22 protein-coding genes and 2 riboswitches are annotated in these 26,917 nt (G+C 64.5%); of the genes, 9 read left to right on the forward strand and 13 right to left on the reverse strand.

What is annotated here, in order from left to right; translation table 11 throughout:
• Positions 1-14: 14 nt before the first annotated feature.
• From ACZI8R_RS12445 to ACZI8R_RS12480, 8 genes are all read right to left on the reverse strand, one after another.
• Positions 15-1,055 carry an NAD-dependent epimerase/dehydratase family protein gene (locus ACZI8R_RS12445; RefSeq protein ID WP_463379925.1) on the reverse strand — a complete coding sequence of 347 codons (1,041 nt, stop codon included), beginning with the start codon at positions 1,053-1,055 and terminating at the stop codon, positions 15-17.
• A complete protein-coding gene (locus ACZI8R_RS12450) occupies positions 1,052-1,339 on the reverse strand; it encodes a hypothetical protein (RefSeq protein WP_463379926.1) in 288 nt (95 codons plus the stop codon). Before ACZI8R_RS12450 ends, ACZI8R_RS12445 begins: the two co-directional genes overlap by 4 nt.
• Complete coding sequence (locus tag ACZI8R_RS12455; RefSeq protein ID WP_463379927.1) at positions 1,336-3,000, reverse strand: fatty acid CoA ligase family protein; 1,665 nt, start codon at positions 2,998-3,000, stop codon at positions 1,336-1,338. Before ACZI8R_RS12455 ends, ACZI8R_RS12450 begins: the two co-directional genes overlap by 4 nt.
• Positions 2,997-3,899 (reverse strand): beta-ketoacyl-[acyl-carrier-protein] synthase family protein, encoded by a 903-nt coding sequence (locus tag ACZI8R_RS12460; protein WP_463379928.1) that lies wholly within the window; start codon positions 3,897-3,899, stop codon positions 2,997-2,999. Before ACZI8R_RS12460 ends, ACZI8R_RS12455 begins: the two co-directional genes overlap by 4 nt.
• A 1-nt stretch (position 3,900) precedes the next feature.
• On the reverse strand, positions 3,901-4,950 hold the full coding sequence (locus tag ACZI8R_RS12465) for a 3-oxoacyl-ACP synthase III family protein (protein ID WP_463379929.1): 1,050 nt from the start codon (positions 4,948-4,950) through the stop codon (positions 3,901-3,903).
• Between the two features lie 190 nt (positions 4,951-5,140).
• The gene (locus tag ACZI8R_RS12470; protein ID WP_463379930.1) at positions 5,141-6,031 is read right to left on the reverse strand and encodes a universal stress protein; all 891 of its coding nucleotides are present in this window, start codon (positions 6,029-6,031) and stop codon (positions 5,141-5,143) included.
• 48 nt (positions 6,032-6,079) lie between these two features.
• Positions 6,080-7,624, reverse strand: a complete 1,545-nt coding sequence (locus ACZI8R_RS12475; RefSeq protein ID WP_463379931.1) for a CYTH and CHAD domain-containing protein — start codon at positions 7,622-7,624, stop codon at positions 6,080-6,082.
• Positions 7,625-7,693: 69 nt separating this feature from the next.
• Complete coding sequence (locus ACZI8R_RS12480; protein WP_463379932.1) at positions 7,694-8,593, reverse strand: pseudouridine synthase; 900 nt, start codon at positions 8,591-8,593, stop codon at positions 7,694-7,696.
• Positions 8,594-9,242: 649 nt separating this feature from the next.
• Between ACZI8R_RS12480 and ACZI8R_RS12485 the strand changes: the two genes are divergently transcribed.
• On the forward strand, positions 9,243-10,208 hold the full coding sequence (locus ACZI8R_RS12485; RefSeq protein ID WP_463379975.1) for an alpha/beta hydrolase: 966 nt from the start codon (positions 9,243-9,245) through the stop codon (positions 10,206-10,208).
• Positions 10,209-10,247: 39 nt separating this feature from the next.
• The gene (locus ACZI8R_RS12490) at positions 10,248-11,126 is read left to right on the forward strand and encodes an oxidoreductase (RefSeq protein WP_463379933.1); all 879 of its coding nucleotides are present in this window, start codon (positions 10,248-10,250) and stop codon (positions 11,124-11,126) included.
• Between the two features lie 13 nt (positions 11,127-11,139).
• On the opposite strand, the gene ACZI8R_RS12495 is transcribed toward ACZI8R_RS12490, so the two are convergent.
• Together ACZI8R_RS12495 and ACZI8R_RS12500 are read right to left on the reverse strand one after the other, a co-directional pair.
• Complete coding sequence (locus ACZI8R_RS12495; RefSeq protein WP_463379934.1) at positions 11,140-11,562, reverse strand: organic hydroperoxide resistance protein; 423 nt, start codon at positions 11,560-11,562, stop codon at positions 11,140-11,142.
• Between the two features lie 48 nt (positions 11,563-11,610).
• Complete coding sequence (locus ACZI8R_RS12500; protein WP_463379935.1) at positions 11,611-12,045, reverse strand: MarR family winged helix-turn-helix transcriptional regulator; 435 nt, start codon at positions 12,043-12,045, stop codon at positions 11,611-11,613.
• An 85-nt stretch (positions 12,046-12,130) separates the two neighbouring features.
• On the opposite strand from ACZI8R_RS12500, the gene ACZI8R_RS12505 reads away from it, so the two are divergent.
• The 6 genes from ACZI8R_RS12505 (at position 12,131) to ACZI8R_RS12530 (ending at position 21,097) form a co-directional block, all read left to right on the forward strand.
• Positions 12,131-13,111, forward strand: a complete 981-nt coding sequence (locus tag ACZI8R_RS12505) for an LLM class F420-dependent oxidoreductase (protein ID WP_463379936.1) — start codon at positions 12,131-12,133, stop codon at positions 13,109-13,111.
• Positions 13,112-13,132: 21 nt separating this feature from the next.
• Positions 13,133-13,230, forward strand: a riboswitch (TPP riboswitch).
• A 56-nt stretch (positions 13,231-13,286) separates the two neighbouring features.
• Positions 13,287-14,048 (forward strand): 3-oxoacyl-ACP reductase, encoded by a 762-nt coding sequence (locus ACZI8R_RS12510; protein ID WP_463379937.1) that lies wholly within the window; start codon positions 13,287-13,289, stop codon positions 14,046-14,048.
• Position 14,049: 1 nt separating this feature from the next.
• Positions 14,050-15,333, forward strand: a complete 1,284-nt coding sequence (locus tag ACZI8R_RS12515) for an LLM class flavin-dependent oxidoreductase (RefSeq protein ID WP_463379938.1) — start codon at positions 14,050-14,052, stop codon at positions 15,331-15,333.
• Between the two features lie 132 nt (positions 15,334-15,465).
• Positions 15,466-16,854 carry a CitMHS family transporter gene (locus ACZI8R_RS12520; protein WP_463379939.1) on the forward strand — a complete coding sequence of 463 codons (1,389 nt, stop codon included), beginning with the start codon at positions 15,466-15,468 and terminating at the stop codon, positions 16,852-16,854.
• Between the two features lie 73 nt (positions 16,855-16,927).
• On the forward strand, positions 16,928-18,535 hold the full coding sequence (locus tag ACZI8R_RS12525; protein ID WP_463379940.1) for an FAD-dependent monooxygenase: 1,608 nt from the start codon (positions 16,928-16,930) through the stop codon (positions 18,533-18,535).
• A 117-nt stretch (positions 18,536-18,652) separates the two neighbouring features.
• Positions 18,653-21,097: an ATP-dependent Clp protease ATP-binding subunit gene (locus ACZI8R_RS12530; RefSeq protein WP_463379941.1), complete on the forward strand. Its 2,445-nt coding sequence runs from the start codon at positions 18,653-18,655 to the stop codon at positions 21,095-21,097.
• A gap of 84 nt (positions 21,098-21,181) precedes the next feature.
• Here ACZI8R_RS12530 and metE read toward each other — a convergent pair whose 3' ends face one another.
• Positions 21,182-23,443, reverse strand: a complete 2,262-nt coding sequence (gene metE / locus ACZI8R_RS12535) for a 5-methyltetrahydropteroyltriglutamate--homocysteine S-methyltransferase (protein ID WP_463379942.1) — start codon at positions 23,441-23,443, stop codon at positions 21,182-21,184.
• A gap of 129 nt (positions 23,444-23,572) precedes the next feature.
• Positions 23,573-23,767: riboswitch (cobalamin riboswitch) on the reverse strand.
• Positions 23,768-24,106: 339 nt separating this feature from the next.
• On the opposite strand from metE, the gene ACZI8R_RS12540 reads away from it, so the two are divergent.
• Positions 24,107-25,180, forward strand: a complete 1,074-nt coding sequence (locus tag ACZI8R_RS12540) for a 3-deoxy-7-phosphoheptulonate synthase (protein WP_463379943.1) — start codon at positions 24,107-24,109, stop codon at positions 25,178-25,180.
• 11 nt (positions 25,181-25,191) lie between these two features.
• Here ACZI8R_RS12540 and ACZI8R_RS12545 read toward each other — a convergent pair whose 3' ends face one another.
• Positions 25,192-25,815: an alpha-ketoglutarate-dependent dioxygenase AlkB gene (locus ACZI8R_RS12545; RefSeq protein WP_463379944.1), complete on the reverse strand. Its 624-nt coding sequence runs from the start codon at positions 25,813-25,815 to the stop codon at positions 25,192-25,194.
• 57 nt (positions 25,816-25,872) lie between these two features.
• Positions 25,873-26,799, reverse strand: coding sequence for an ectoine hydroxylase (gene thpD, locus ACZI8R_RS12550; RefSeq protein ID WP_463379945.1), 927 nt, complete (start codon positions 26,797-26,799; stop codon positions 25,873-25,875).
• Positions 26,800-26,917: the final 118 nt, after the last annotated feature.

The raw sequence follows: 26,917 nt of genomic DNA on the forward strand, positions 1-26,917 counted from the left end.
CTGCCGTCGCGGAGCTACTTCAAATCTCGGGTCAGCTCGGCCACTCCGCCCTGGGCCTGCACCCAGGTCTTGAATTCGGCGAGCCCCGCGCTGCGTTCGACGACGGGTTCGTATCCGAAATCCCGTCTTGCCGCGCTGGTGTCGAAGGTGGAGGAACGAGTGAGAAGGGCGAGAACATAGCGGGAGAGCGGAGGTGAGCGGCGCTTCGCCAGGAACGGAATCTTCCAGAGCGCCTCGATGACCGTCACCGCGGCGGAGACCACTCGCGGATTCGGTGTTCGTGTGGGTGGCTCGATCCCGAATTCTCGGGCCGTCTCCGCCATGAACGGCCAGACGTCGGTCACCTCGTCGTCAGCGATGAAATAGGCTTTGCCGCCCACGTTTTCGGATTGCGCAGCTTTGACGGCGGCATCGACGATGTTGTCGACATGGCACAACGACGCCAGTACCGGGCGCCCGCCGGAGAGATTCGGAAGAGCGCCGCTGTGGGCGCGACCGAGGAGCGTGACGATCGGTCCCGAACGGTCGCCGGGACCCCAGATGGCGCGAGGTCGCAACGCGCAGGTCACGAACCCTGGCGCATCGGCCCGCAGCACCATCCGTTCTGCCATCGCCTTCGTTTCCGAATACAGGTTCAGATAGCGCTTCGGATACGGCACGGACTCGTCGATGTCGATCTGGTCGCCGCCGTCGTATTCCATCAGCGCGCTCGGACTCGACACGAACACGAATCGGCCGACGCCGTTCGCTCGCGCGGACGTGAGCAAATGCTCGGTGGCCTCGACGTTCTCGGTGACGAACTGCGCACGTACTCCGCGTTCTTCGACCCGCGCAGCACTGTGGAACACCACGTCGATGCCCTGCGTGGCTGCCTCGAGTGAGTCCTTGTCGGCGAGATCTCCATAGACGAGGTGCAGCCGTGACAGGTCGCCCAGGTCCTGCAAGTTGCTGCTACGCCGCACGAGAGCCGAGACCTCGTTCGCGTCGTCTTCGGCAAGCCGGCGCGCAAGCCTTCCGCCCAGGAATCCGGAAGCGCCGGTGACCAGAACCTTCATCGGGTCTCCTCGTGTAGGTCGGGTTGTGTCTTCCACCAGGTGAGGCCGAACACCAACGTCAGCAGAGCAGTGCGGATTCGTGAATGGCCGAGTCGATCACCCTGACGGACGGCCGCCGGGATCTGCACGGTGTGCACGACGACACTCAGAAACGCGTCGATCCACCACAGGGCCCGGAGTACCGGATTGCGCAGCGGACGGTGACGCGCGGCGCGGAAGGCGCCGTACAGGAGGAAGGCCCATCCGAGTATCGGGATGCTACGAAGTACCACCGTGTTCGTCACCGCGAGTCCCCGGATCGTTTCGCGGCCCAGGCGGCCAACTTCTCACGCCCGATCTTCGCGTTGTGGCGGATGTCGACGGGGAACGACGGGTGAAACAGAAACGTCTCGATGGGTGCCGTGAGTGCGAACTGCGAGGCTCGCTCCCGAAGAGCGGCCGCCACAGCGGGCTGATCTGCGCCCGACCGGACTTCGATACAGAGCACAGGTCGCTGTGCACCCCGTTCCCCGATCCCGACAAGGGCCGTGCGAGCGACGCCGTCCACAGCGTTGAAGATCTGCTCGACCTGCACAGAGAACATCGGGCCCGAGGCGGTTTCCAGTCGCTGACTCTTACGCCCGCAGAACCAGATTCGTCCGTCTTCGTCGATCCATCCGAGGTCGCCGGTACGGTGCCAGACCCGGCCCCCGTCCTGAATCTTGCCGGTGCGGTTCGCCTCTTCCGGCCAGTAGTAGCGGGTGCTGACGTTCGGTCCGGTGACCACGATCTCGCCGACATTGTCGATCCCGGCGCCGAGCTCTTCGACATCGGCCCACGTCGGGATGGGTTCGTCGGTGATGGTGATGACCCGGGCGTCGACCCCCGGCGCCGGCCGTCCGATGCACGTCCCGGATCCCGAGCGCGACTTGTCCGTGAGTCCACCGAAGAGTTCCCGGGATTCGATCGAGGACATCGGAATCGCCTCGGTGGAGCCGTACCCGGCGTGTACTTCCGCGGTGTCCGACAGCACCTCACGCAGACCGCCGATCACGTGATCGGGAACAGGTGCTCCGCCCGAGAAGACGGCCTGGACGGACGGCATCACCACGTTGTTTGCGCGGGCGTAGGTGAGAAGCGGCCCGAGTACGGCGGGGGAGCCGAACATGGTGTGCACGCCGAATCGATTGATGGCATCGACCACGTGCGCGGGGTCGGTGGAGCCGACCTTGCTCGGGATCAACGGCGGCAGGACCACGCGCGAGCCGAGGAACAGATCGAGCACGCCGAACATGGGCAAGGTGACCAGCGAGGCCTCGGGTGTGAGACGGGCGCTGAGCGCTTCCACCTGGTCGATCATTGCGGCCAGGTTCCCGTGCGACATCTCCACGGCCTTCGCCGGCCCCGTCGACCCGGTGGTGAAGGCGATCATGAGGAGGTCGCCGTCGTCGGCTGTCACATCCGGTAGTGGACTTCCGTCCGGAGTTCGGCTCAAGGCCGAGAGTTTGTGCCCTCCCCAGAACCAGCGACGGCCCACCGTGACTTTGGTGCCCACACCGCGGAAGGTCCGACGGAACAAGGCTCGAACCGCGTGCGCCTGCGGAACGCCGATGAAGGCGCCAGGCGAGGTGGCGGCCAGGCACCGCAGCATCGGGCGCAGACCCATGCCGGGGTCGATGATGACGGGTACCGCACCGAGCTTGAACAGCCCGAAGAGGATTGCGTAGAGCTCGGGCCCAGGAGTGACGAGCACGATCGTACGGGTGCCTGTGGTGACGCCGTCCGCCGAGAGCTGTTGTGCGAGAGCGTCGGACCAGCGGTCGAGCTCGGCGAACGTCACGTCCGAATAGACGGGGACGTCTTCGGGGTCGCTTGCCGTGGCGTGGGTGACTGCTGCTCGATCGGGATTCTGTGCTGCGAATCGGCGGAATCGATCCATCGAGCCGCAGTAGGTCGGCGCACTCATGTGTTCGCTTCGGGGATGCGGTAGACGACGGCAGCAGCGCTCGGTCCCGCACCCGCTGTGACGAACAGGATGTTTCGGTACCCGCTCAGGAGCCCCTTCTCGTTCGCCTCGTGATAGGCCAGGGTTGTTGTGGCGGTGTGGGGGTCACGATCGAACTCGCCGAGGAGGTCCGTCTCGGCGACCGCGATGCCGAGTTCGGCAGCCAGTTTGTCCGGGAAGTCGGCGGTCGGCGTCGATGCGATCAAAAGCGTTGCAGCGGGATCGACGTTCGTTTCGGCGAGCGCGGTTCGTGCCGTCGACGCGGCGATCTCGAGCAGGCGGACATCGAAGCCGTCCTCGCGCTCGACCGTCACGAGGTTCCGCCCATTCGACCCGATCGCGTCTCCGTCGACGTATCCGCGGATCGCGACATCGCCGTCGCCGAGTTCGGTGTGTACGCGGCCGAATCCGTCCTCGGTGTCCGTGAAGGTGAGCAGCAGCGCTGCGCCGGTGGTGCCGTACGGGAAGTCAGCGGGCGCATCGGCGCCCGTCATCGACGGATGGGTGTCGCCCGCCACGATCATGACGTGTGCGGTGCTGCCCGTCGAAAGCAGCGAGGACGCGACATGTACGGCGTCGAGAACGCCGCACGCCCCGTTCATGAGGTCGAACGAGAAGGACAGTGGATCTTCTGCCGCGTACTCCAGTCCGATCTCGGCTTCTTTCTGGATCAGAGCGGCGAGCGCCGGCTCCATGGTGTTCGAGTCCCGGTAGACACACGTGTTGATCAGCACGCCGACCTGCGACGTGGTGATGCCCGCCGAAGCAATCGCGGACTGCGCAGCGCGAGCGGCGTGCGTGACGATGCTGGCGGTGTCCGTGTCGCTACTGGCACCGGTGGATGTGATGACGACGCCCATGTCAGGCCTCCAGAGACGAGATCGTGGCGGACAGGTACCCGGTGACGATTCCGGAGGCCGCGGGAACCATCAGGATCTTCGACCCCGCCGGAATGTTCTTCTGCTTCAGCTGATCGTGGAGCACGACGAAATGCGAGGTGCTCGAAGTGTTTCCGTACTTCTCCACGACGTTGAGGGCCTCGGGCATGGGTGTCCCGAACTCACGCTCGGCGAGATTGTTCATGTAGGTGACGGCGGATGCGCCGAACTGGTGATGAATGATGTAGTCGAAGTCCTCGTCCGCGAACGTGCGGCCGTGCGAGTCGAGGAATCGACCCTGGCTGTTCGTCCACAGTTTGAAGCGGTTCTCGTTGTGCATCCGACGGTTGTCGGTGTACAGCGCGATTCCCTGGGTACGGTCACTCGGCATTCCGAGGCAGGCATCGGCGTACTCCGAAGCCGTGAGCAGATCGATGTACTCGATGCAGTCGTTCTCGTCCTCCGCGCGGTCGAGAATCACCGCGGCCCCCGAGTCGCCCACCGACAAGGACGCGAACTGCAGGTCGTACTTCTCCGAGATCTCCTCGACGGCGGTGTCGGCGATGGGTGTGATCGCTTCGCCGCTGACGACCATGCCGTTGCGGACTGCTCCGGACCGAATCATGCGGTCGAGAATGTATGTCCCGGTGAGCATCCCGGCGCAGGCGTTGGATATGTCGAAATGTATCGCGTGCTTGGCGCCGATGTTCTTGGCGATCATGGCGGCGAACGACGGTTCGAAGTAGCACTTCATTCCACCCTTGAACCGGGTGATCGACGTGGAGATGACCACGTCGAGTTCGCTCGCGTCGTAGCGGGAGTGCGAAAGACAATCCTGGACCGAATTGAGTGCGAGAAGGAAGGAGTCCTCGTAATTGTCGGGACTCGTGTCGTGCACTCGGCGCTCGGTGACGCCGGTGATGGCCTCCAGGTCGAAGGTCGGCGGCGTGGCCAGGCGGGCGATCAATTCCTCGGTCGTGACCACCTTCGAAGGCAGATAGGCGCCGATGGATTCGAATCTGGATCGAGACAACGTCGCTCCTTGTTTCAAGTGAACAGGTCGAGTCGAGTGACGTGAATCGAACCCCCGAGACACGGCAATCTACGACGAGCCGTGGCTAGTCGTGGTGCGGATCACCATGTACGAAGTCGCGTGAAAAGTACAGACGAAAAGGCTGTGCGCTGCGCTTATGTGGGATTACTCACAAGTAAGTTCGCGTAGATCACGGGCGGCAGATGATGACCGGGCAGGGTGCATGGTGCAGCAGATTCTGACTCGTCGATCCCATCAGTGCGCCGACGATCGGACCGCGGCCGTGGCTGCCCACGACTATCGCCTGGGCCCCCTTGGCCTGCCGTATCAGAACCTCTGCAGCGCTGCCCTGTTCGGTCACGTGTGAGACCGACACGTCCGGGAACCGGTCGGACATGCCGGCCAATCCCTCGGACAGCAACGCCGACTCCTCCTGCTCGACTGCTTTCCAGTCGACCAGGATGCCGGTACCTCCCGCGCCGAGCGCAGACGATCCGCGCCACGCGTGCACGGCAATCAGCGGGGCGCCGGTCAGATCCGCGAGTTCGAAAGCCTGGACGACGGCGTTGTCACTGACGGAACTACCGTCCACGCCCACCACGACCGGCCGCTCGTCGGGCAGGGCGGACTCGGTGGCTCCGCGCCAGACGGCCACCGGGCACGTCGCCCGATTCGCGACATGGAGAGCTGTCGAGCCGACGAACAACGACCGCACCGCGCCCGCGCCGGTGGCGCCCAGGACCAACATGCGTGCGTCGTCGCCCTCCTCGAGCAGGTGTGTCCCTGCGGATTCCGGGCCGATGCTGTATTCGATGTCGAGGTCGGGAAACTCGGACCGGAGGAGCGCGGTCGCCCTGTCGATGATCGCCTCGCCGTCTTCGCGGAGTTGGCTCAGGAACTGCGATTGCATCAACACCGCGGCGGGACTGAGCAGTGCACCACTCTGTGGCAGGGCATGGGCGAGCAGCAGTGTGGCCTTCATACGATGCGCGATCGACGCCGCCCAACGTGCTGCGTCCAGGGAAGTGTCGGATCCATCGACTCCTGCGACGACCACGTTCGGGTCGGGTGGCGTTGTCATGGTGGCAGGTCCTTTCGGTCGACTGCGGAGCTCTCGTCCCACTCTCCGCTATTCGGTGAGTTCTCGCGTGGCCTTCCGTGCTTTCTTCCAGGCGCGAAGGATGTCTTGATTCCCGGCATCGCTGGCAGCGATTTCGTAGGAGTACATCAAGCCCAGCCCGAATCCGGTGCTCGCAGACTGATCGGTCTCCGCCGCCATCGCCAGCAGATGGCCGCGCGCGACCATGGAGTCCTGGTGGTCGCCGAGTAGGTCCTGCAACTCCTTGTACCGCTGCAACGCGCGGGTCGTGCGCCGTGTCCGTACGGGTTCGAGTACCTCGACGGCGTAGCGCAGTCGCTTCACGCCCTTGCGGGTGTGGTGCAGAAGCTCCCCCCGGCGCGCGGGGTCGTCTTCCTTCGAGGCCGCTCGGAGCCGATGCCCTACCTTTTTCCCAAGATGATGCAGGGCCGCGAATGCGTGCTCACGTGCCGCCTTGCGTCCCGTTCCGGGGACTTCGGCAGCCACGCGTCCGAGCGCGGCGAGCTTGTCGAACAGGTCGAGGTAGCGAGCGGAGGACATCGTTTCGGTAGCCGCCTGCCGAGCCTCGCTTGCCAGCTCGTCGAAATATCGCTTCGCCAGATCGGCCACCGCTGCGCGGTCGGGAACATCGCGTGTCGACTCGGCCAGGTCGGCGATCCGTTCGCGTTGGACTTCGACGTCCCGGGTTTCGCCGAGTCGGGTTCCGACCCAACGCAGATCCTCGATCGTCGTGGCGACGAGGTCGGCGTCGTCGATCGTGTCCCCGTGGACCTGTAGCGCGCTGCGCAGGCGCCTCGCGGCAACTCGCAGATCGTGTACTGCATCGGGCAGATGCCGGCGCAGCGCGATGTCCGTCGATTGCAGTGCTCGGGTGTGCGTGGCGAGATACACGGACAGGGCCGCTCGAGGATCTTTCGACAGATGCGTCGTCGTCGGGCCGGAGTCGGATGACTCACCGACCGCGCGTCGTAGCTTCGACGGATATGTCGATCGGGTCATCCCGGCGGCGAGGAGCCTCGACTCCACTGCGTCCATCAACGCCCGGTCGCCGGAAATCTGCTCGACTTCGATCTCTCGCCACACGTGGTCGTCCCGGTCGCTCTCCGGGACGGCAGCGACGACCAGATCTGCCACCACCTCCACGAGTACTCGACCTGCGGCGTCGTGAAGACGGTGTCGCTCGCGGTCCGTGCTGATGAGCGCGAGGGGAGAGAGTGCGGCTCTGCCGGTGACAGCGGTGAGGAGTTCGGTGAGTGCCGCCGGGATCTGTTCCGGGCCCTCGGATTCCGGTAGATGCAGCTCCGTACGAGTGTCGGTGCCTGCCGGAAGCTTCAGGTGCCACCCCGCGTCGTCTCCGCCTTCTCTGCGGCGCAGGGTGATCGAGGCATCGAGGAGGCGATGGTCATCGGTGTCGTAGTAGAGCGCCGAGAGTGAGAACGAGTCGACTGCCGGTTCTCCGGTGACTCCGGGCAGACCGGACAGTGACGGGAAACGGCATTGCGCGGTGGTGTCGTACTTGCGCTCGACTTCTCGGAAGGCTTGCGGGCGGCCCGTCCTCTGACTCGTCCGGCTCATGCCGTCATTGTCCCGATTCCGAACGGAAAGCGAAAGGGCCACAATGTGCTGCCGTGGGATGCGCTCGGATCAGACCGGCCAGGAGAGGGCTCGTTCGCTCGTGAAGGTTCTCGGGCGACCGGTGATCGGATCCTGGAACTCGAGGGACCGCGCCAGTAGAAGGAGCGGGTGCGAGTAGTCGTCGACCGGAACGTCGTAGAAGTCGGGGTAGAAATTGTCGCCCGTTATCGGAATACCGAGGGAACTCAGGTGGACTCGCAGTTGGTGTGTCTTACCCGTGGTGGGAGTCAGTCGATAGCGGGCATGGTCACCGCGTCGTTCGACGATCTCCACCCGTGTCTCGCTGTTGGGCTCGCCTTCGGTCTCGTAGGCCTGCAACCGTCCTCGTTCTTTCACGATCCGGCTGCGCGCTGTGACGGGCAAGTCCAGTTCCTGTCGGTACGGGGCGATCGCCTCGTAGGTCTTCGTCACGCGCCGTTCTGCGAAAAGCGTTTGATACGCGCTGCGCACCTCCGGGCGAAGTGTGAAGACCAGGACGCCGGCGGTGAGTCGGTCCAGACGGTGCGCGGGGGAGATGTGCGACGAGCCCAGGTCGCGCCGTAAGCGCACCAAGGCAGATTCGACCACGTGGGCTCCCCGCGGTGTGGTGGCGAGGAAGTGCGGCTTGTCGACGACGAGTAGGTCGTCGTCGCGGTGCAGCACGCGCAACTCGAAAGGGACCCGAGTCTCCTGCGGCAGATCGCGGTACAGGTACACGAAGGTGTGCCGAACGAACGGTGTGGTCTCGGTTATCGGGGTTCCGGACTCGTCGACCACCTCCTGCGCGGAGACCTTCTCTCGAATTCTCTTCGCGTCGTGCGGGAACCTGTCGACCAGGTAGGAGAGAACCGTTGCCCAGTCGGTCGAGTTGGGCAACCGCAGGCGCGTGGGATCGAGCCCGTCGCGGAGGGGAAGCGGTGCCGAAGCCACGTCGATACGGTAGTCCACCAGTCGGGGGTGGCGGATCGACCGGGATTTTCGGTCACGGAACCGATACGGTTTTCAGTTGCAGGTCGGCGACCGATTGCAGACCATAGGGACGAGACGGACGGCTCGACGCCGGCAACACACACGATCGTGCGTCGAACGGAACCGCCACGCTGCGCACCGAGCGCACCCGCTTCTCGTCCATGCACGCGGTGGACGCACCGAGGTCCGACAACGGTGAGTGGATCGACACCCGTTACGCACCGACCGCGGCCGCGCATCGGTCTATTCTTCCTGGTCAGTTCGCTGTATCGGTCCTGAACACGGCACCGGACGATGCCGCGGCGGCCCCGCGTCCGCTTCGGAAAGTTGCCTGCGCTCCGCAGCGAGGCGCGCCACCTGCCGTTCTGCCCGATGCGTACCGCCGGTGGATTGCGGCCTGTGCGCCTCGACTGCGCATCCTGGCGGGCGAGTTTCGTCGATCGCCCGTCGACGGGGACGAATTCGTGGTCAGCTGGAATATCGACCGAACTGGAGTTGCATAACGATTCGGCGGACTGGACAGGAGTTTGTTGCATCCAAGTAATACTGTGCAGCAGTAACGATGTTCGTCGGGGTGGAAGCGGAGGCAGAAATGGGCAAGGTCCTAGGTATGTCGGTGCGACGCCGCCTACGAATAATCGCGCACGTGATGATCGCCGTCGTGGTGCTACCGCTGGCGTTCGTTCTCGTGGGTGGTGGCACCGCATCGGCTCACCCCTACGACCGCCTTCGTGAGCACTGGGTTGCCGCGCCTGGTGGCGTCGGACAGATCAAGGTGCGGATCTGGCTCGCCAACAACGGCAGCAACAAGGCCGTCTACCTGCTCGACGGCCTGCGTGCGACCGACGACGTCAGCGGCTGGGAGCACGAGACCAACGCCGCATGGCTGTCGGATCACGGCGTCAACGTCGTGGAGCCCGTCGGTGGCCAGTCCAGCTTCTACGCCGATTGGTATGCGCCCAACAACTTCACCAATCAGCCCTACACGTACAAGTGGGAGTCGTTCCTCACTCAGAACCTCCCCGACTTCCTGGCGAACGTCTACGGGATCAGTCGGAACCAGAACGCCGTGGTGGGTCTGTCGATGGGCGGCAATGCCGCGCTGACCCTCGCCGCATATCACCGTGACCAGTTCGCGTTCGCAGGAGCGATGTCCGGCTACCTGAACCTGTCCGCCCCGGGAATGCGTGAGGCGATCCGGGTGGCGATGCTCGATGCCGGCCGCTTCAACTCCGACGCCATGTGGGGACCGCCCTGGGATCCGGCGTGGCTGCGTCACGATCCCTTCGTGTTGGCACCCAATCTGCGCGGGCTACCGATGTGGATCTCGGCCGGAAGCGGTCTTCCCGGTCCGCACGACAACCCACAGAGCGCGATCGACGTGTTCAACACCGGTACCGGCATGGGACTCGAAGCGCTGGCGCTCGCACAGAATCGCGCATTCGAAGTGCGGTTGGCGACCCTCGGCATCCCTGCTCACTTCGACTTCCCGGCAGTCGGTACCCACAAGTGGGCCTACTGGCAGGACCAGCTGTGGGCGATGCTCCCGATGATGAAGGGCTCGATCGGCGCCTGATCCTTCCCACATAGGTGCCGACGTCCGTAGGCTTTCGGCATGACCAAGTGGACTGCACGGGACATCGAGGACCAGCAGGGGCGAACCTTCGTCGTGACGGGGGCCAACAGCGGCCTCGGCGAGGTCGAGGCACGCGCCTTGGGAGCTTCCGGAGCACACGTCGTGCTCGCCTGCCGCAATGTGGACAAAGGTCGGGTGGTGGCATCTGCGATCGGACCGAACGCAGAGGTCCGTGAACTGGATCTCGCGAATCTGGCTTCGGTGCGGGAGTTCGCCGCAGGCATCGATTCGGTGGATGTGCTCGTCAACAATGCCGGCGTCATGGCGCTTCCGTTTCGCCGTACCGTCGACGGATTCGAGATGCAGTTCGGTACCAACCACCTCGGACACTTCGCCCTGACCGGGCTGCTGCTGGGCAAGGTCACCGATCGGGTGGCGACGATGTCGAGTGCGCTCCATCAAATGGGGGCGATCGATCCGAAGGATCCGAACTACGAACACCGCAAGTACCACCGGTGGCCGGCCTACGGGCAGTCGAAACTCGCCAATCTCTTGTTCACCTACGAGTTGCAGCGGCGATTGGCGGCTGCTCGATCGAGTCTTCGGGCAGTGGCGGCGCACCCCGGTTACGCATCCACGAACCTGCAAGGGCGCACCGAGTCGATTCAGGATCAGCTCATGAAGCTCGGTGGTGGACTTCTCGCGCAGTCGGCCGAAATGGGCGCGTTGCCGATGCTGTACGCCGCGACGCACCCGAAGGCGGTCGGCGGCGCCTACTACGGGCCGGACGGTCTCTTCGAGCAGCGGGGCTACCCCAAGCAGGTGAGCTCCAACGCCAAGTCCCGAGACGAGTCGATGGCTTCGACCCTGTGGGACCTGTCGGAGGAGCTCACCGGAGTTACCTACCAGTTCGCTTGAGCGAGAAAGTGGCTCAGTCGTCGGTGACTTCGAGGTCGACGTCGATGTTGCCCCGCGTCGCGTTGGAGTACGGGCACACCTGGTGAGCCTTCTCCGTGAGTGCGACGGCCTCGTCGTGGGACAGATGCGGAAGTGACACCTCGAGGGTGACGGTCAGTCCGAAGCCGCCACCGCTGATGGAACCGATACCGACGCGGGCACCCACCGAAGAATCGCTGACGTCCGTCTTGTCCTGGCGAGCGACCGCCTGCAGGGCGGAATGGAAGCACGCGGCGTAGCCGGCGGCAAATAATTGCTCGGGGTTGGCACCCTCGCCGCTACCGCCCATCTCGGTGGGCATCGCAAGATCGAGGTCGATCCTGCCGTCGCTGGTGCGGGTGTGGCCGTTACGGCCTTCTCCGGTCGAGAGGGCTTCGGCGGTGTAGAGAACGTGCATGGTGGTTGTCTCTTTCCGTTGGGGCGGTGGCGATCAGTGGGTGGTACATCAGTGCGGGGCGCGCAGCGATGTGGTGAGGCGATTCAATACGTCACGCAGAGCAGACAATTCGATCGTGGTCAGCCCGGTGGCGTCGGCAATTGCGGCCGGAATGTCCGTGGCGTGCTCACGAAGTTCCGACCCGGCTTTCGTGAGATGGATGTGGACACGACGTTCGTCGTCGACGCGACGTCTGCGTTCGATCAGCTCGAGAGATTCGAGTCTCTTGAGCAGCGGCGACAGGGTGCCGCTGTCGAGGGCAAGACGGTCGCCGATTTCCCGGACCCCGATGCCGTCCTGCTCCCAGAGAACGAGTAGGACGAGGTACTGCGGATAGGTGAGCCCGAGGCGATCGAGCATCGTCCGGTAGGTGGCCGTGGTGGCCCGCGACGCCGAGTAGAGAGCGAAGCACACCTGCCGGTCGAGTTCGAGGTCGTTGCTCACGAGTATCAAGGTAGCGCACAATTCAATTGTGCACAATGAAAAGTTCGCGCGGCGTGGCTGTGATCTGCGGAGTACCGTCGAGGAAGTGACTATTCGCCTTGGATACCAAATGCCGAACTTCAGTTACTCCAACTCTGTCGCGGACCTTTTTCCGACGGTGATCGCGCAGGCGCGTGAAGCCGAATCCGCCGGTTTCGACACGGCTTTCGTGATGGACCACTTCTATCAGCTCCCCGGCCTCGGTGCTCCGGAAGAGCCGATGCTCGAGGCCTACACGGCCCTCGGTGCACTCGCTACGGCGACCGAGAAGATCCAGCTGTCCGCGCTGGTCACCGGAAACACGTACCGCAATCCTCCGATGCTGGCCAAGACGGTGTCCACGCTGGACGTCGCAAGCGGCGGCCGAGCGATTCTCGGTATCGGCGCCGGGTGGTACGAGCTCGAACATCAGCAGTTCGGATACGAATTCGGCACTTTCACCGACCGTTTCGAACGGCTCGACGAGGCGCTGCAGATCATTGCGCCGATGCTGCACGGGGAGCGGCCGACGTTCGACGGCAAGTGGTATCACGTCGAGAACGCAATCAACGAACCCCGTATTCGCGACGATCTGCCGATCATGCTCGGTGGTGGCGGTGAGAAGAAGACGTTCGCCCTCGCCGCACGCTTCGCCGATCACCTCAACATCATCTGCAACTCCAGTGAGCTGACCCGAAAGCTGGATGCACTCGACGCTCGGTGTTCCGAGGCGAACCGCGATCGATCCACCCTCGAGACCAGCTACCTGGCCTTCGTCATCATCGACGAGGACGGTGATCGGGCACGGCAACTGCAGCACGACTACCTCCTTCGTCAGGGCGTCGATTTGTCAGCCGTCTCCGAGGAGGAGCGAACCGCCGCAACCGAACGCCAGTTCTGCGGTGCGCCCGACGAAGTGGCCGAACAGTTGCAGTCGCGAGTGCTGGACAAGGGAATCGACGGCATCGTCCTGAACCTCGTCGTCAACGGACACGAGCCGGGAATCGTCGAATTGGCCGGCCGTACGGTCAAGCCCCTGGTTGCGTAGCCCCTGTGGTGCATACTGTCTGGAAGTGACACGGGGTGCCGTCCGTTCGGGCGGCTGAGAGCACACCCGTCGAACCTGATCTGGTTGATACCAGCGAAGGGATGTCGCGGTGGTGCGTCGTCGTACGCGTGTCACTTCTGCGGTCTCGTTTCGCTGACCGAACAGAAGGGCAGAGATGCAGATCGATGCACAGACAGTCGTGGTGACCGGTGCCGGACGAGGGCTGGGTTCGGCCGTGGCCCGCGCTTTCGCGCGCGAAGGCGCCAAGGTGGTGGTCAACTACCGCCGCAGCCAGGATGCGGCCGAGGCCTTGGCTACGGAACTGGGAGATCGTGCCGTGTCGATTCGGGCAGATGTCACGGAGCCCGAGCAGGTGGCCGAGATGTTCCGTTCGGCCGAGCAGCATTTCGGCGGTCCGGTCACGACCGTGGTCAACAATGCGCTGGTCGACTTCTCGTTCGACGGGGACGCGCGGGCGAAGGCGGACACCATCGGGTGGGAAGCGTTCGACACGCAACTACGGGGAAGCGTGAAGTCCACCCTGAACACCACACAGGCGGCGCTCGCGGGGATGCGCGCCGCCGGGTTCGGCCGCATCGTGAACGTGGGCACCAATCTCTTCCAGAATCCGGTGGTGCCGTACCACGACTACACCGCAGGAAAGGCGGCTGCGTTGTCGCTCACCCGCACGCTGGCAGCTGACCTGGGACCGGACAACATCACGGTCAACATGGTCTCGGGTGGATTGCTGCGCACGACCGACGCGAGTGCGGCGACACCGGAGGAGGTCTTCGACCTCATCGCCGCCGGCACACCGTTGCAGCGGGTGACGACGCCGGAAGAGTTCGCGGACGCGGTGCTGTTCTTCGCCTCGCCGTGGGCGCGATCGGTCACGGGCCAGAACCTCGTCGTCGACGGCGGCTTGGTGAAGGACTGACATGCCGAGGCAACTGCACTTCAATGCGTTTCTGTTCGGATGCGGCCATCACGGCGCAGCGTGGCGGCACCCGGAATCGGAGGTGGAACGCCTGACGGACATCGCCTACTACGAGGAGCTGGCGCGCACCGCCGAACGTGGTTGCCTGGACGCGGTGTTCTTCGCCGACGGACACTCCGTTCGCGATCCGGCAGGTGGGGGAATGTGGTTCCTCGAACCGATCACGGCGCTGTCGGCGATGGCGCGTGCGACCGACAGGGTCGGCCTGGTGACCACGGTGTCCAGCACGTTCTACACGCCGTTTCACGCAGCCCGTATGTTGGCCTCCCTCGACCACATCAGTGGGGGCCGGGTGGGGTGGAACGTCGTGACGTCTATGTTCGACGCCGAGGCGCGCAATCATGGACTCGAGACGATGCCGGCCCACGACGAGCGCTACGAGCGGGCCGAAGAGTTCGTCGATGTTGCTCTGGCGCTGTGGGATTCGTGGGATTCCGACGCCGTGGTGTTGGATCGTGGTGGACTCTTCGCCGATCCGGACAAGGTTCATCGCGTCGACCATCGGGGGAAGAACTTTCTGGTCGACGGGCCGCTCAACGTCCCGCCCTCACCGCAGGGGTCACCTGTGCTGTTCCAGGCCGGCTCTTCTGAGCAGGGCCGGGCGCTGGCTGCCAAGCGCGCCGAGGGCATCTACGCGGTGGCATACGACATGGCGTCGGCCCGTGCGTACTACTCCGATGTGAAGGCCCGCGTTCGGCGGGAGGGGCGCGACGCCGAGGCCGTGACGATCATGCCGGGACTCGTGACCTACGTCGGATCCACGATGGAAGAGGCGCGCCGCAAGAAGGCGGAACTGGATGCCCTGCTGCCGGTGGAGCAGTCTCTGCGGCAGCTTTCGACATTCGTTCAGCAGGACTGTTCCGAGTGGGAGCTCGATGCACCCGTGCCGACCTTGCCGCCGCTGTCGGAATTCACCGGCCCGCACGGTCGATACGACACCATCCTGCGGATCATCGAGAAGGACTCGCCGACGGTTCGGGAACTGCTCGGCACCCTCGCTGCCGGCGGCGGGCACGCCACGATGATCGGCACACCCGAGTCTATCGCCGACGACATCGAGGAGTGGTTCCGCAGCGGCGGCGCCGACGGATTCAACCTGATGCCACCGCTGTATCCACATGGACTCGACGATTTCGTCGACCAGGTGATACCGGTGCTCCAGCAGCGCGGATTGTTCCGCCGTTCCTACGAGACGGCCACCCTGCGGGAGCATCTGAGCACCTAGGCCGACCGCCTGACACAAAGAACACAACCTCCACTACGTCCGTAAGAGTGACTTCGCAGCGGTGCCTCGCTGACGCTGTGTGTAACCGCGGTCACATTCGTGGTTCACGACCGGTCGGACGAGGAGTTGTAAATGTTGGTGGTGCTCGGCTTTCTGATGGTCGCCGTGTTCATGTATCTGATCATGGCGAAGCGGGCCACGCCCGTCGTCGGCTTGATCGCCGTCCCGGTTGCTTTCGGCATCGCTGCCGGCGCGGGCCTCGGAATCGGCGACATGATCACCGATGGCATGAAGGCGCTCGCGCCGACAGCGGCTCTGTTGTTCTTCGCGATCATCTTCTTCGGGATCATGATCGATGTCGGGCTGTTCGACCCGCTCGTGAAGTTGATTCTGCGAATCGTGCGCGACGACCCGATGCGACTGGTCGTGGGCACCGCGGTGCTGGCGATGGTGGTGTCGCTGGACGGTGACGGATCCACCACCTTCATCATCGTCACCTCCGCGCTGCTGCCTCTCTACCTGAAGCTGGGTGTGAGCCCGGTCGTGCTCACCGTGGTGGCAGGGCTATCGAACGGGGCCATGAACATCATCCCCTGGGGTGGACCCACCGTGCGTGCTGCTGCGGCGCTGGATATTTCGCCCTCGGACGTGTTCGTCCCGATGGTGCCGTCCCTTGTCGTCGGTCTCGTTGTCGTGATGCTCTTCTCCGTGCACCTCGGCATCGTCGAGCGTCGTCGGGTGGGGAAGTTGGTTCTGAGCTCGCAGCCGCTGCTGGCAAGGGCGGGCGGCGGCGGAAGTCGTGTCGGTGGTTCCTCCGGTGGCGGCGGTACGGGTGAGCCGCCCAAGCCCGCGAGCGGCGGCGACAGCGATTTCGTGAACGGTCTGGATCCCGACCGCTCGACGTTGCGTCCGAAACTCCTGTGGTTCAACGGCGCACTCACCGCCGTGCTGCTGATCGTGCTCGTCATGGACGTGCTGCCCATCCCGGTCCTGTTCATGGTTGCCGCGTCGATTGCGCTCGTCGCCAACTTCCCGAGGGTTCAGGAGCAGCAGGAAGCCATCACTCGGCATTCTTCGAGCATCGTCTCGGTGGTCGCAATGGTGTTCGCCGCCGCGGTTCTCACCGGCGTCTTCCAGGGCACCGGCATGGTCGAGGCGATGGCGCAGTGGCTGCTCGAAGTCATCCCGCCCTCGATGGGCCCGCATCTCGCGGTGATCGTCGGCGTCCTGAGCCTGCCGTTCACCTTCTTCATGAGCAACGACGCCTTCTACTTCGGGATCATGCCGGTGCTCGCGGAGACGGCCTCGACGTACGGCATCGGGCCGGCGGAGATGGCCCGCGCCTCGATCACGGGGCAGACGTTCCACATGCAGAGCCCGTTGGTTCCGGCAATCCTGCTTCTGGTCACTCTCGCCGGTGTCTCGCTCGCGGACCATCACCGGAAGGTGCTGTGGCGCGCGGCTCTGGTGTCGCTGTCGATGCTGGTCACCGGCGTCCTGGTGGGGCAGATTCCCTTCTGACCAATCGCAGCCGTGGGGAGGCACTGCGCGCGCATACTGGGATGAACGGTCCCGAGCTGCCAGGTGGTGCGCAGTGCCCAGTCCCGAGGTGTTGGTTGTCGGATCCGGTCCGGTGGGTCTCACCGCCGCGATCGAATTGCGCAGGCACGGTGTCTCCTGCCGGATCGTGGACGCTCTCGACGAGCCGCCGCAGTACGCGAAAGCTGTGGGAATCCAGCCGCGAACGCTCGAAGTGTTCGAAGGCATGGGTGTTCTCGGGCGGATCCTCGATGCGGTCGTGCCGATCCGCGGCCAGATCGTCTACGTGAACGGATCCGAGGTGGCCCGTTTCGAGCTCGAATTGCCCGCGGAGATTCCGTTCGGATTCGTCGGACTGCCCCAGTACGAGACCGAGCGGATACTCACCGAACATCTGGCCGCACTCGGAACACACGTCGAACGGGGAGTGCGGCTGACGTCGTTCACCGAGGAAGACGACGCCGTCGCCGTCACTCTCGACGGGCCCGAGGGTACGGAATCCACTCGTACGCAGTACCTCCTGGGCTGCGACGGCGCGCACAGTGTCGTTCGCAAGGGGCTGGGACTCACGTTCGAGGGTGCGGCGTTCGCCGAGCAGTACATGCTCGGTGACGTGGTGGTCGACTGGAACCAGCCGCGCGGCTACGGCATTCGGTCGATGCACGTCAGCGACGGGGAGACGGACGATCTCCTGGTGTGTATCCCGTTACCCGGCCGGGGCAGATATCGAATGTCGATGCTGGTTCCCGACGATCTCGCCACCCAAGGTTCTGATTCCGCCGACGGGGTGGAACACGGATTCGAGGGCGGGCGTGCGCCGGAACTGCACCACATTCAAGCGGCGCTCGATCGGTTGTCACCCGAACCGACGACGGCGTCGAACCTTCGCTGGTCCTCCGTGTTCAAGATCAGCCACCGGATCGTCGATTCCTATGGTCTGGGCCGAGTGTTCGTGGCGGGCGACGCGGCGCACATTCACCCTCCGACGGGTGCGCAAGGCATGAACACGGGTATCCAGGACGCGCACAATCTCGCGTGGAAGATCGCGTTGACCCTCGCCGGTGACGGATCGCGTTCACTCCTCGGCACTTATGACGCCGAGCGTCGTCCGGTGGGTGAAGAGGTGGTCGGCCGAACTGTTCGTAGTGCGCGCGAGGGCATAGGCGCGGGGGAGTCCGACCCTCGCCAGATAATGCTGCGTGAGGCGCAACTGCTCATCGACTACTCGCAGAGCCCGATCGTGGGGGGAGAAGCGCATTCGGTCGGCCCTGGATCACGCGCTCCGGACGTCCGTGGTCTCACACGGGAGGGCGTCGCGTTTCCGTTGCGGTTGTTCTCGTTGCTGGACCGGGTCGGTCATACGCTCCTCCTGTATGCAGGTGCGCTCGACGGGCAGGCGATCGAGCGCCTCGAGAAGGTCGCCGCGACTGCTCGGGACCTCGCGCACGGGCGTCTTTCCGCGTGCTTGGTCGTGGCGCCCGAGGTGGGTACGGCGAGCACGATCCTCCCTGTGATACGAGACACAGCAGGTGAGTTCGCTGCCGGTTACGGGGTCACCGAAGCGTCGATGTACGTGGTGCGACCGGACGGCTACCTGGGCTTTCGCGGCGATGAACCCGATTCGGCCGCACTGTCGGAATACCTGAGCGCCACCTTTCGCTGAGTGAAGTACGACCGTATTCGGCCGTATCGAGCAGATTTCTCGCCTCCCGGGAATTGATCGCTACCCTGGCACGTTAGTTGAGTCAGTAACGCTCAACCTTCAGGAGGAGGCGTCGGAATGCCAGCATTCTTCGGGCCCGAGGGTCCCGGTCGTATCGACATCAGTCGGCTCATGAGCCGAGCAACCCAGGAAGTCATGGGGGCAGCAGCACGTTTTGCGGCCGGCCGCGGCGACTCCGACCTCGATGCTCTGCACGTATTGCGCGTGATGGCGGAACAGGAGCCCGTCCAGTCGCTCATGGAGCGTGCGGGTGCCGACACGTCGGCCGTTGCCGACGCAGTCGAGCTTCGTCTCCCGCAGGGGCGCGATTCGTCCGGGTCGGCAGCGTCCACGCTGGGCGGGTTCGCAGCACCCACACTGAGCAGCGCGCTCAAGACCGCTCTGCTCGAAGCGCATCAGCTCGCTCGGGCGCTGGGGTCCACGTACATCGACCCCGAACACCTGTTCCTGGCCTTGGCCGCCGACGGTGATCATGCCGCCGGCCGCCTTCTCGCCTCGCTGGGAATCACGGCCGAGCGCTTGCAGACGGCTGTGCAAGGTGGATCGGTGGACGACGCGCCGGAGTCGAGCACACCGAATCTCGACAAGTACGGATTCGATCTCACCGAGCGCGCCCGCGAAGGCGGCGTGGACCCGGTGATCGGCCGCGGCGACGAGATCGAGCAGACCATCGAGATCCTGTCCCGGCGCACCAAGAACAACCCTGTTCTGGTCGGTGAGGCGGGCGTCGGCAAGACCGCCGTCGTAGAGGGCCTTGCTCAGCGCATCGTGGACGCAAATGTTCCGGATCGGCTGATCGGCAAGCGAGTCGTCCAACTCGACTTGTCCAGCATGGTTGCGGGTGCTCGGTACCGCGGTGACTTCGAGGAGCGTCTCAACTCCGTGATCGACGAGATCACCGAGCATGCAGGCGAGACCATCGTGTTCATCGACGAGATTCACACCATTGCCGGCGCAGGCGGCGGGGCCGAGGGCGCGATGGATGCGGGAAACATCCTGAAGCCCAAGCTGGCTCGCGGCGAATTGCACGTCGTCGGTGCGACGACTCTCGACGAGTACCGCAAGCACATAGAGAAGGATGCGGCCCTCGAGCGGCGGTTCCAGCCGGTCACGGTGGACGAGCCGAGCATCGAAGACGCCGTCTCCATCCTGAACGGCTTGCGTGACCGCTACGCCGAACACCACGGCATTCGGTACACGGACGAGTCCATCACCGCAGCAGTCGAATTGTCGGCGCGGTACATCGGTGACCGCTTTCTCCCCGACAAGGCGATCGACCTCATCGACCAGGCGGGTGCGCGCATGGCGCTGCGTACTCCGAGCGTCGACAAGGAGGAACTGCGCAAGCGGGTCGTGGAACTCGAGGCCGAGAAGGAGAAGGCAGTCGCGGACGAGGACTACGAGCGTGCCTCGGGTCTTCGGGACGAGGTCAATACCGTCTCCGCCCGGATCGACGGCGCTCCGGACGAAGCTGTCGACGCCCCCGAGGTCACGGCAGAACACATCGCCGAGGTGGTGTCCCGAGCAACCGGCATCCCCGCCAGTCGGATGACGCAGGCAGAGAAGGAACGTCTGCGCCGTTTGGAAGAGGAGCTGCACAAGCGGGTGGTCGGACAGGACGATGCGGTGCGCGCCATCGCGCGTGCAGTGCGTCGTAGCCGGACCGGCATGAGTGATCCGGATCGTCCGGTGGGCAGCTTCTTGTTCCTCGGACCGACCGGTGTCGGCAAGACGGAGCTGGCAAAGGCATTGGCTGCAAGCCTCTTCGGTGACGAGAGCAAGATGCTCCGACTCGACATGAGCGAGTTCGGTGAGCGCCACACGGTGAGCCGTCTCGTCGGTGCCCCTCCCGGATACGTCGGCTACGGCGAGGCCGGGCAGCTCACCGAACAGGTGCGGCGCAACCCGTACTCCGTGATCCTTCTCGACGAGATCGAGAAGGCGCACCCGGACGTGTTCAACACCCTGCTGCAGGTTCTCGACGACGGACGTCTCACCGACGGTCAGGGTCGGACGGTGGACTTCAAGAACGCCGTGCTGATCATGACCAGCAACCTCGGGTCGGACATCATCTCGAGCAAGGCGGGCGGCCTCGGCTTCGTCACCGGAAATGCGGAGGCGGCGGAGAAGCCGCTGCGTGATCGGGTGATGGCACGTCTGCGTGAGGCGATGCGTCCGGAGTTCCTGAACCGTATCGACGAGATCGTGATCTTCCGCAAGCTGGACGATCAGCAGCTTCATCGAATCACCGATCTGCTGCTGGAGGACAGCCGAAAGCGGCTCGAGTCCAAGGGTATCGAGATCGAGTTCAGCAACGAGGCGGTCGACTGGATAGCGGAACACGGGCATCAGCCCGAGTTCGGTGCCCGTCCGCTGCGGCGCTCCATCCAGCGCGCCGTCGACGACCGGATCGCCGATCTGATTCTCGACGATGTGTTGGTCGAGGGCGGGCGCGTCAGCGTCGGTGTGGCGGACGACGAGCTCGATCTCGCCGTCGGATAGGGCCTTCGGCCCAGTGAATGGTCAGCGAGTCCCGCTCGTTTCCGAATCAGGGACTCGCTGACCACTCACAGGCGGCGGAGCCGCTTACAGCTCGGCGCGGACCAACTTTGCCGCGTCGACCAGGTTGCGCAGTGACGCCTCGACTTCGGCAGACCCTCGCGTCTTCAGGCCGCAGTCTGGGTTGACCCACAGCCGTTCCACCGGAACGGCCTTCAGTGCTTCACGCAGCGACGCTGCGATCTCGTCCACGCTCGGCACCCGCGGAGAGTGGATGTCGTACACGCCGGGGCCGACCCCGAGATCGAAGCCCACGGCATTGAGATCGTCGAGCACCTCCATGTGCGAACGGGCGGCCTCGATCGATGTCACGTCCGCGTCCAGCTTGGCGATGGCGTCGATGACCTCGCCGAACTCCGAGTAGCACAGGTGCGTGTGGATCTGCGTCTCGTCGGCCACGCCGGACGTTGCGAGGCGGAACGATCCCACCGACCAGTCCAGGTACGCGGGTTGGTGCGCCGCACGTAGTGGGAGCAGTTCGCGCAGTGCGGGTTCGTCCACCTGGACGATCTTGACGCCCGCTTCCTGAAGATCCACCGTTTCCTCGCGGATGGCGAGAGCGACCTGATCGGCGGAGTCCGCCAGCGGTTGATCGTCACGCACGAAGGACCACGCCAGAATGGTCACCGGCCCGGTGAGCATTCCCTTGACAGGACGATCGGTGAGGCTCTGCGCGTACGTGATCCACGAGGTGGTCATGGCGCTCGGTCGGCGCACATCGCCGTAGAGGATCGGCGGACGGACACAGCGGCTTCCGTACGACTGGACCCAGCCGTTCGCCGTTGCGAAGAACCCGTCCAACTGCTCGGCGAAGTACTGAACCATGTCGTTGCGCTCTGGCTCGCCGTGTACCAGGACGTCGATGTCCAGCTTCTCCTGCAATGCAACGACGTCGGCGATCTCCGCGCGCATCCGCGACAAGTACTCGGCCTGGTCGATCTCGCCCTTGCGCAGGGCGGCGCGCGCCACCCTGATCTTGGTCGTCTGCGGGTAGGACCCGATCGTCGTGGTCGGGAGAAGGGGCAGGTTCAACGCGGCCTGAGCTTCACGTCGCTGGGCAGCCGGACTGCGACCCGCATCGGATTCGACGATGTCTGCCAGACGGCTCCGCAGGTCGGCGTCGTGCAGACGCGGATCGCTGTTTCGTGTCGAGGCGGCAGCCCGCGCCAGCGCGAACTCGTCCTCGACGCTCTCCCGGCCCTTCGTGAGCGCGGTGCCGAGGGCAACCACCTCGCGTACCTTCTCAGTGCCGAACGCCAACCACGAGCGCAGCGCCTTGTCGATTCCCGTCTCGGCATCGAGCGTGTACGGGACGTGGAGCAAGGAGCACGACGTCGATACCGCGAGCGTGCCCGTGGACCCGAGAAGAGTGCCGACGGTGGAAAGTGCCTTCTCCAGGTCCGTACGCCAGACGTTGCGCCCGTCGACCACCCCGGCGACGATGTGCTTGCGAGTCAGCTCCGGCACGGACCCCAGTGAGTCGGCGCCTGTCACGAGATCGACTGCCAATCCTTCGATTCCGGTGGCGGCGAGAGCGGGAAGAGCATCGCCGAGACCACCGAAGTAGGACGCCACGAGGATTGCGGGGCGTTGTTCGAGTCCCGAAAGCGAGTCGTATACCCGCTTGGCGATTGCGATCTCCTCGGCCGTGCGGTCCGCGACGAGTGCAGGTTCGTCGATCTGCACCCATTGAGCGCCGTTCTCGGCGAGGAGCGCGAGCAGTTCGGCGTACAGCGGCAGAAGTTCGTCGATGCGGTCGAGTAGCGGCGCATCGGCCCCGACGGACTTCGAGAGAAGTAGGAACGTCACGGGGCCGACGATCACCGGGCGAGCCGGAATATCCAGCGCACGTGCCTCTTCGAGCTCGGCGAGCACCTTGGACGGATCCAGCGAGAACGTGGTGGTCGGCGAAATTTCCGGAACGAGGTAGTGGTAGTTGGTGTCGAACCACTTGGTCATCTCGAGGGGTGCGACGGTGTCGTTGCCGCGTGCAGCGGCGAAATACCGGTCGAGCGCAGTCTCGATACCGGCAACCCGCTCGGGCAGCGCGCCGAGCATGGCGGCGGTATCGAGCACGTGGTCGTAGTACGAGAACGTGTTGATCGGTATCGAATCGAGGCCGGCGTCGCGCAGCTCGGTCCAGTTACGAGCGCGGAGGTCGGCAGCCACCGACTCGAGGGCGGCTGCGTCGACCTTGCCCGCCCAGTAGCCCTCGACGGCCTTCTTGAGTTCACGGTTCGGACCGATGCGAGGGGAGCCCAGCACGGTCGCGGTGAATGAAAGTGTCACGAAATTCTCCAGTTGCGTAGCGGTATGGGACACCACCGGCAAGCGGGTACACCTCTCGAGCCCTGGGTTCTTGCAGTAAGCGCGGAGGTCTACACGCCCAATCCACGAGGCAGTGAACCGTCGGGCACGGCGTGCCCGACACAGTCGGCAGGTCTTCGGACTCACAGGCAGCCGATGTGACGACATCGGACCTAATGGCCGTCGCTTCCCAGGCTGATGCCCAGTGCGTGGTGACGGCGGTCGTTCCTGCTCACCGCTGCGGGACAGTTCCGGAATTTCACCGGATTCCCTCTCACGCGCGTCACCGTTTGCGGGCGACTACGCGCTTCGACGCCGAGTGTGGTCTTCGGGGCTCCTCACGACCGCACCGGGCGAACCAGCTGCAGGCCCCAGCATACGGCCTTCGGCCCCGTGCGCGGTCTGCGAGTGTCTGGACTCGCTAGCCACTCACAGGCGGCGAAGCCGCCCCATTGGCGCCGAACCGGACAAGTGGTTAGTCTGGTCGGCATGCAGCGCGCATATTTCTGGTTTAGCAGGCCGGCCCCGGGTGGGTCGGTCGGTGTAACCACGCGCTGACCTCCCACCCCACGAGCCGGATCGCAGACCGGCTCGTCGGAGCTCTTCGAATTCTTCGAGGGTCGGTCGGAACAGGAAACCGACACCATGTCCCTCACTCTCGACAACTCACTCGACAGTCAGCGAACTGTCTCGCTCAGTCCGCTCGTGCCGCCATCCGTCGTGCGGGAAGAACTGCGCCCGGACGACGTCGCGTCCGCAACGGTCCGAACGGGTCGCGCGAACACCGTCGACATCCTGAACGGCGAAGACGACCGTCTGCTGGTCGTGGTCGGCCCGTGCTCGGTGCACGATCCGGCAGCCGCCATGGACTACGCGCGCCTTCTCGCTTCGAAGGCGGAGGAACTTCGCGACGACCTGCACATCGTCATGCGGGTGTACTTCGAGAAGCCGCGCACCACGTTGGGGTGGAAGGGCCTGCTCAACGACCCTCACCTCGACGGGACCTTCGACATCGACAGCGGTCTGCGGATCGGACGCAAACTGCTACTCGACATCTCGGGTCTCGGACTTCCGGTCGGCTGTGAGTTCCTCGATCCGATTCTGCCGCAGTACATTGCGGACCTCGTGTCGTACGGCGCCATCGGGGCGCGCACCGCGGCGAGTCAGGTACACCGCCAGTTGTGCAGTGCGCTGTCGATGCCGGTGGGAATCAAGAACTCGACCGAGGGTGATGTACAGGTCGCCGTCGACGGATCGCGGGCTGCCGCGGCCAGTCACGTGTTCCCCGGAACCGATCTCGACGGCCATGCTGCACTGGTGAAGACAGCCGGCAACCCCGACTGCCATGTCATTCTGCGCGGCGGCACGCAGGGACCGAACTACGACGCCGAGACGGTCGCGGACACGACTGCGCGGCTGCGTAAGGCGAACCTGCCCGAGCGGATGGTGGTGGACGCCAGCCACGGAAACAGCTCCAAGAACCACGAAAAGCAGGTGGACGTGGTGACGGACCTCGCCGAACGAATCGAGAACGGCGAGAAGGGCGTTGTGGGAGTCATGCTCGAAAGCTTCCTCGAAGCGGGACGCCAAGACCTCACGCTGGGGCGTTCGAACGAACTCGAGTACGGCAAGTCGATCACCGATGCCTGCCTCGATTGGGACACCACTGCTACGCAGTTGGAGCGGCTCGCGGCCGCAGTGGCGAAGAGGCGCGGATAATTCGACGGAGCCTACCGAACGCCTCTGGTGCGGAATTGGACGCTGATTCGCGGACCTGTCGGCCGACTGCTCTTGGGTATGCAGTGCTCCCACGTTCGTTGGCAGGATCCACCCATGACCAGTAGATCGCCGTGTCCGACAGTGAACTTGACGGAACTACCGCCGCCGCGTGGCCGGAGCATGAGCGGCCGCGCGGCGCCGAGCGACACGATGGCGACCATCGTGTCTTCGGCGCGGCTTCGCCCGGTGTCGTCACCGTGCCACGCGACGCTGTCGGATCCGTCTCGGTAGAAGCACAGCCCCGCCGTGGCGAACCGTTCTCCCAATTCGACTGCGTAATGATTGGACAGCGCGTCGCGGCAGTCGTTCAGAAACGAATCCGGCAACGGCTCACCTTCTCGATAGAACCGCACCAACCTCGGAACGTCGACGACGCGGTCGTACATCTTTCGACGTTCCGCCCGCCAAGGAGTTCCGGTGACGAGTCGGTCGAACAACTGCTCGGAGCCGGTGAGCCATCCGGGCAGCGTGTCGACCCACGCCCCATGACTCAGCGAGATTCGACGTGTCGAGCCGCACAGTGCGCCTACCTGCGCGCCCAACGCGGCGTCGTCGAACAACGATGACTGGAGCATGCCAAGAGCATACCCCAGTCATCGAACAGGTGTTCTAAAACCTGACGGTGGTGCAGGTCAGCGGACCGTGGTGAAGTCCCTGCTGCCGAGATAGCTTGGCCGGGGGTTCTTGGCGGAGAAAGGCTCCACCGGCGTGTTCTCGATGCTGTTGAAGACGATGAACAGGTTCGACCGAGCGAACGGCGTGATGTTGCCGTTCGACCCGTGCATGCAGTTGGAGTCGAAGATCGTCGCCGAACCGGCGTGACCGGTCATGACGTCGATCCCGTACTCGTTGGCCAGGCGCCCCAGCATCCGCTCGTCCGGGGAACCGGTGGGCGGTGCGGTGCTGACGAGCGATTCCTTGTAGTAATCGTCCGGCGTCCGTCCCGCGCACGAGACGAAGTCCTTGTGCGAGCCGGGCATGATCATGAGCCCACCGTTGTAGCCGTAGTTCTCGGTCAAGGCGATCGAGATGCTCATTGCGCGGGGGGTCGGCATCCCGTCCTCCGCGTGCCACGTCTCGAAGTCCGAGTGCCAGTAGAAGGGCCCGCCGCTGAAACCCGGCTTGAAGTTGAGCCGGGATTGATGCACGTAGACGTCGGATCCCAATATCTGCCTGGCGATTCCGACTACCTCGGGGCGTCGAACGACCTCTTCGACGACCGAACTGAGTAGGTGAACGTCGAAGACGGAGCGGACTTCGCCGTCCCCGTTCTCGCCGTCCCCGTTCTCGCGGACCACGCGACCGTCGCCGCGCAGCGTCTCGTCCTCCGCCAGTCGTGTCATTTCGTCCTTGAGGTCGAAGACGTCCCGGGTAGGCACGAGGGCTTCCGCCGAATGGAAGCCACGGGAGTTGTAATCTGCGATTTCACGCGGGCTCAGTGGGCCCTTCGTGGGTTGATCTCGGTTCGGTTCGAACCAGGTGACCGGGTCGTGTCGATCGGTCACTGTGCACTCGTTGCGGTCACGTGTGGGGTAGTGGTCGGCGACAGCCGTACGCATATTTTGATCTCACCCTTTCAGGTCAGCAATATCGGTACACGTCCGACGTTCTCACTGGTCGTCGGCGAATGCAAGCCCGTACGCAGGCCAGAAATCCCGGACTGGACCGAGACGAGTG

It is taken from the genome of Rhodococcus huquni (assembly GCF_055231055.1).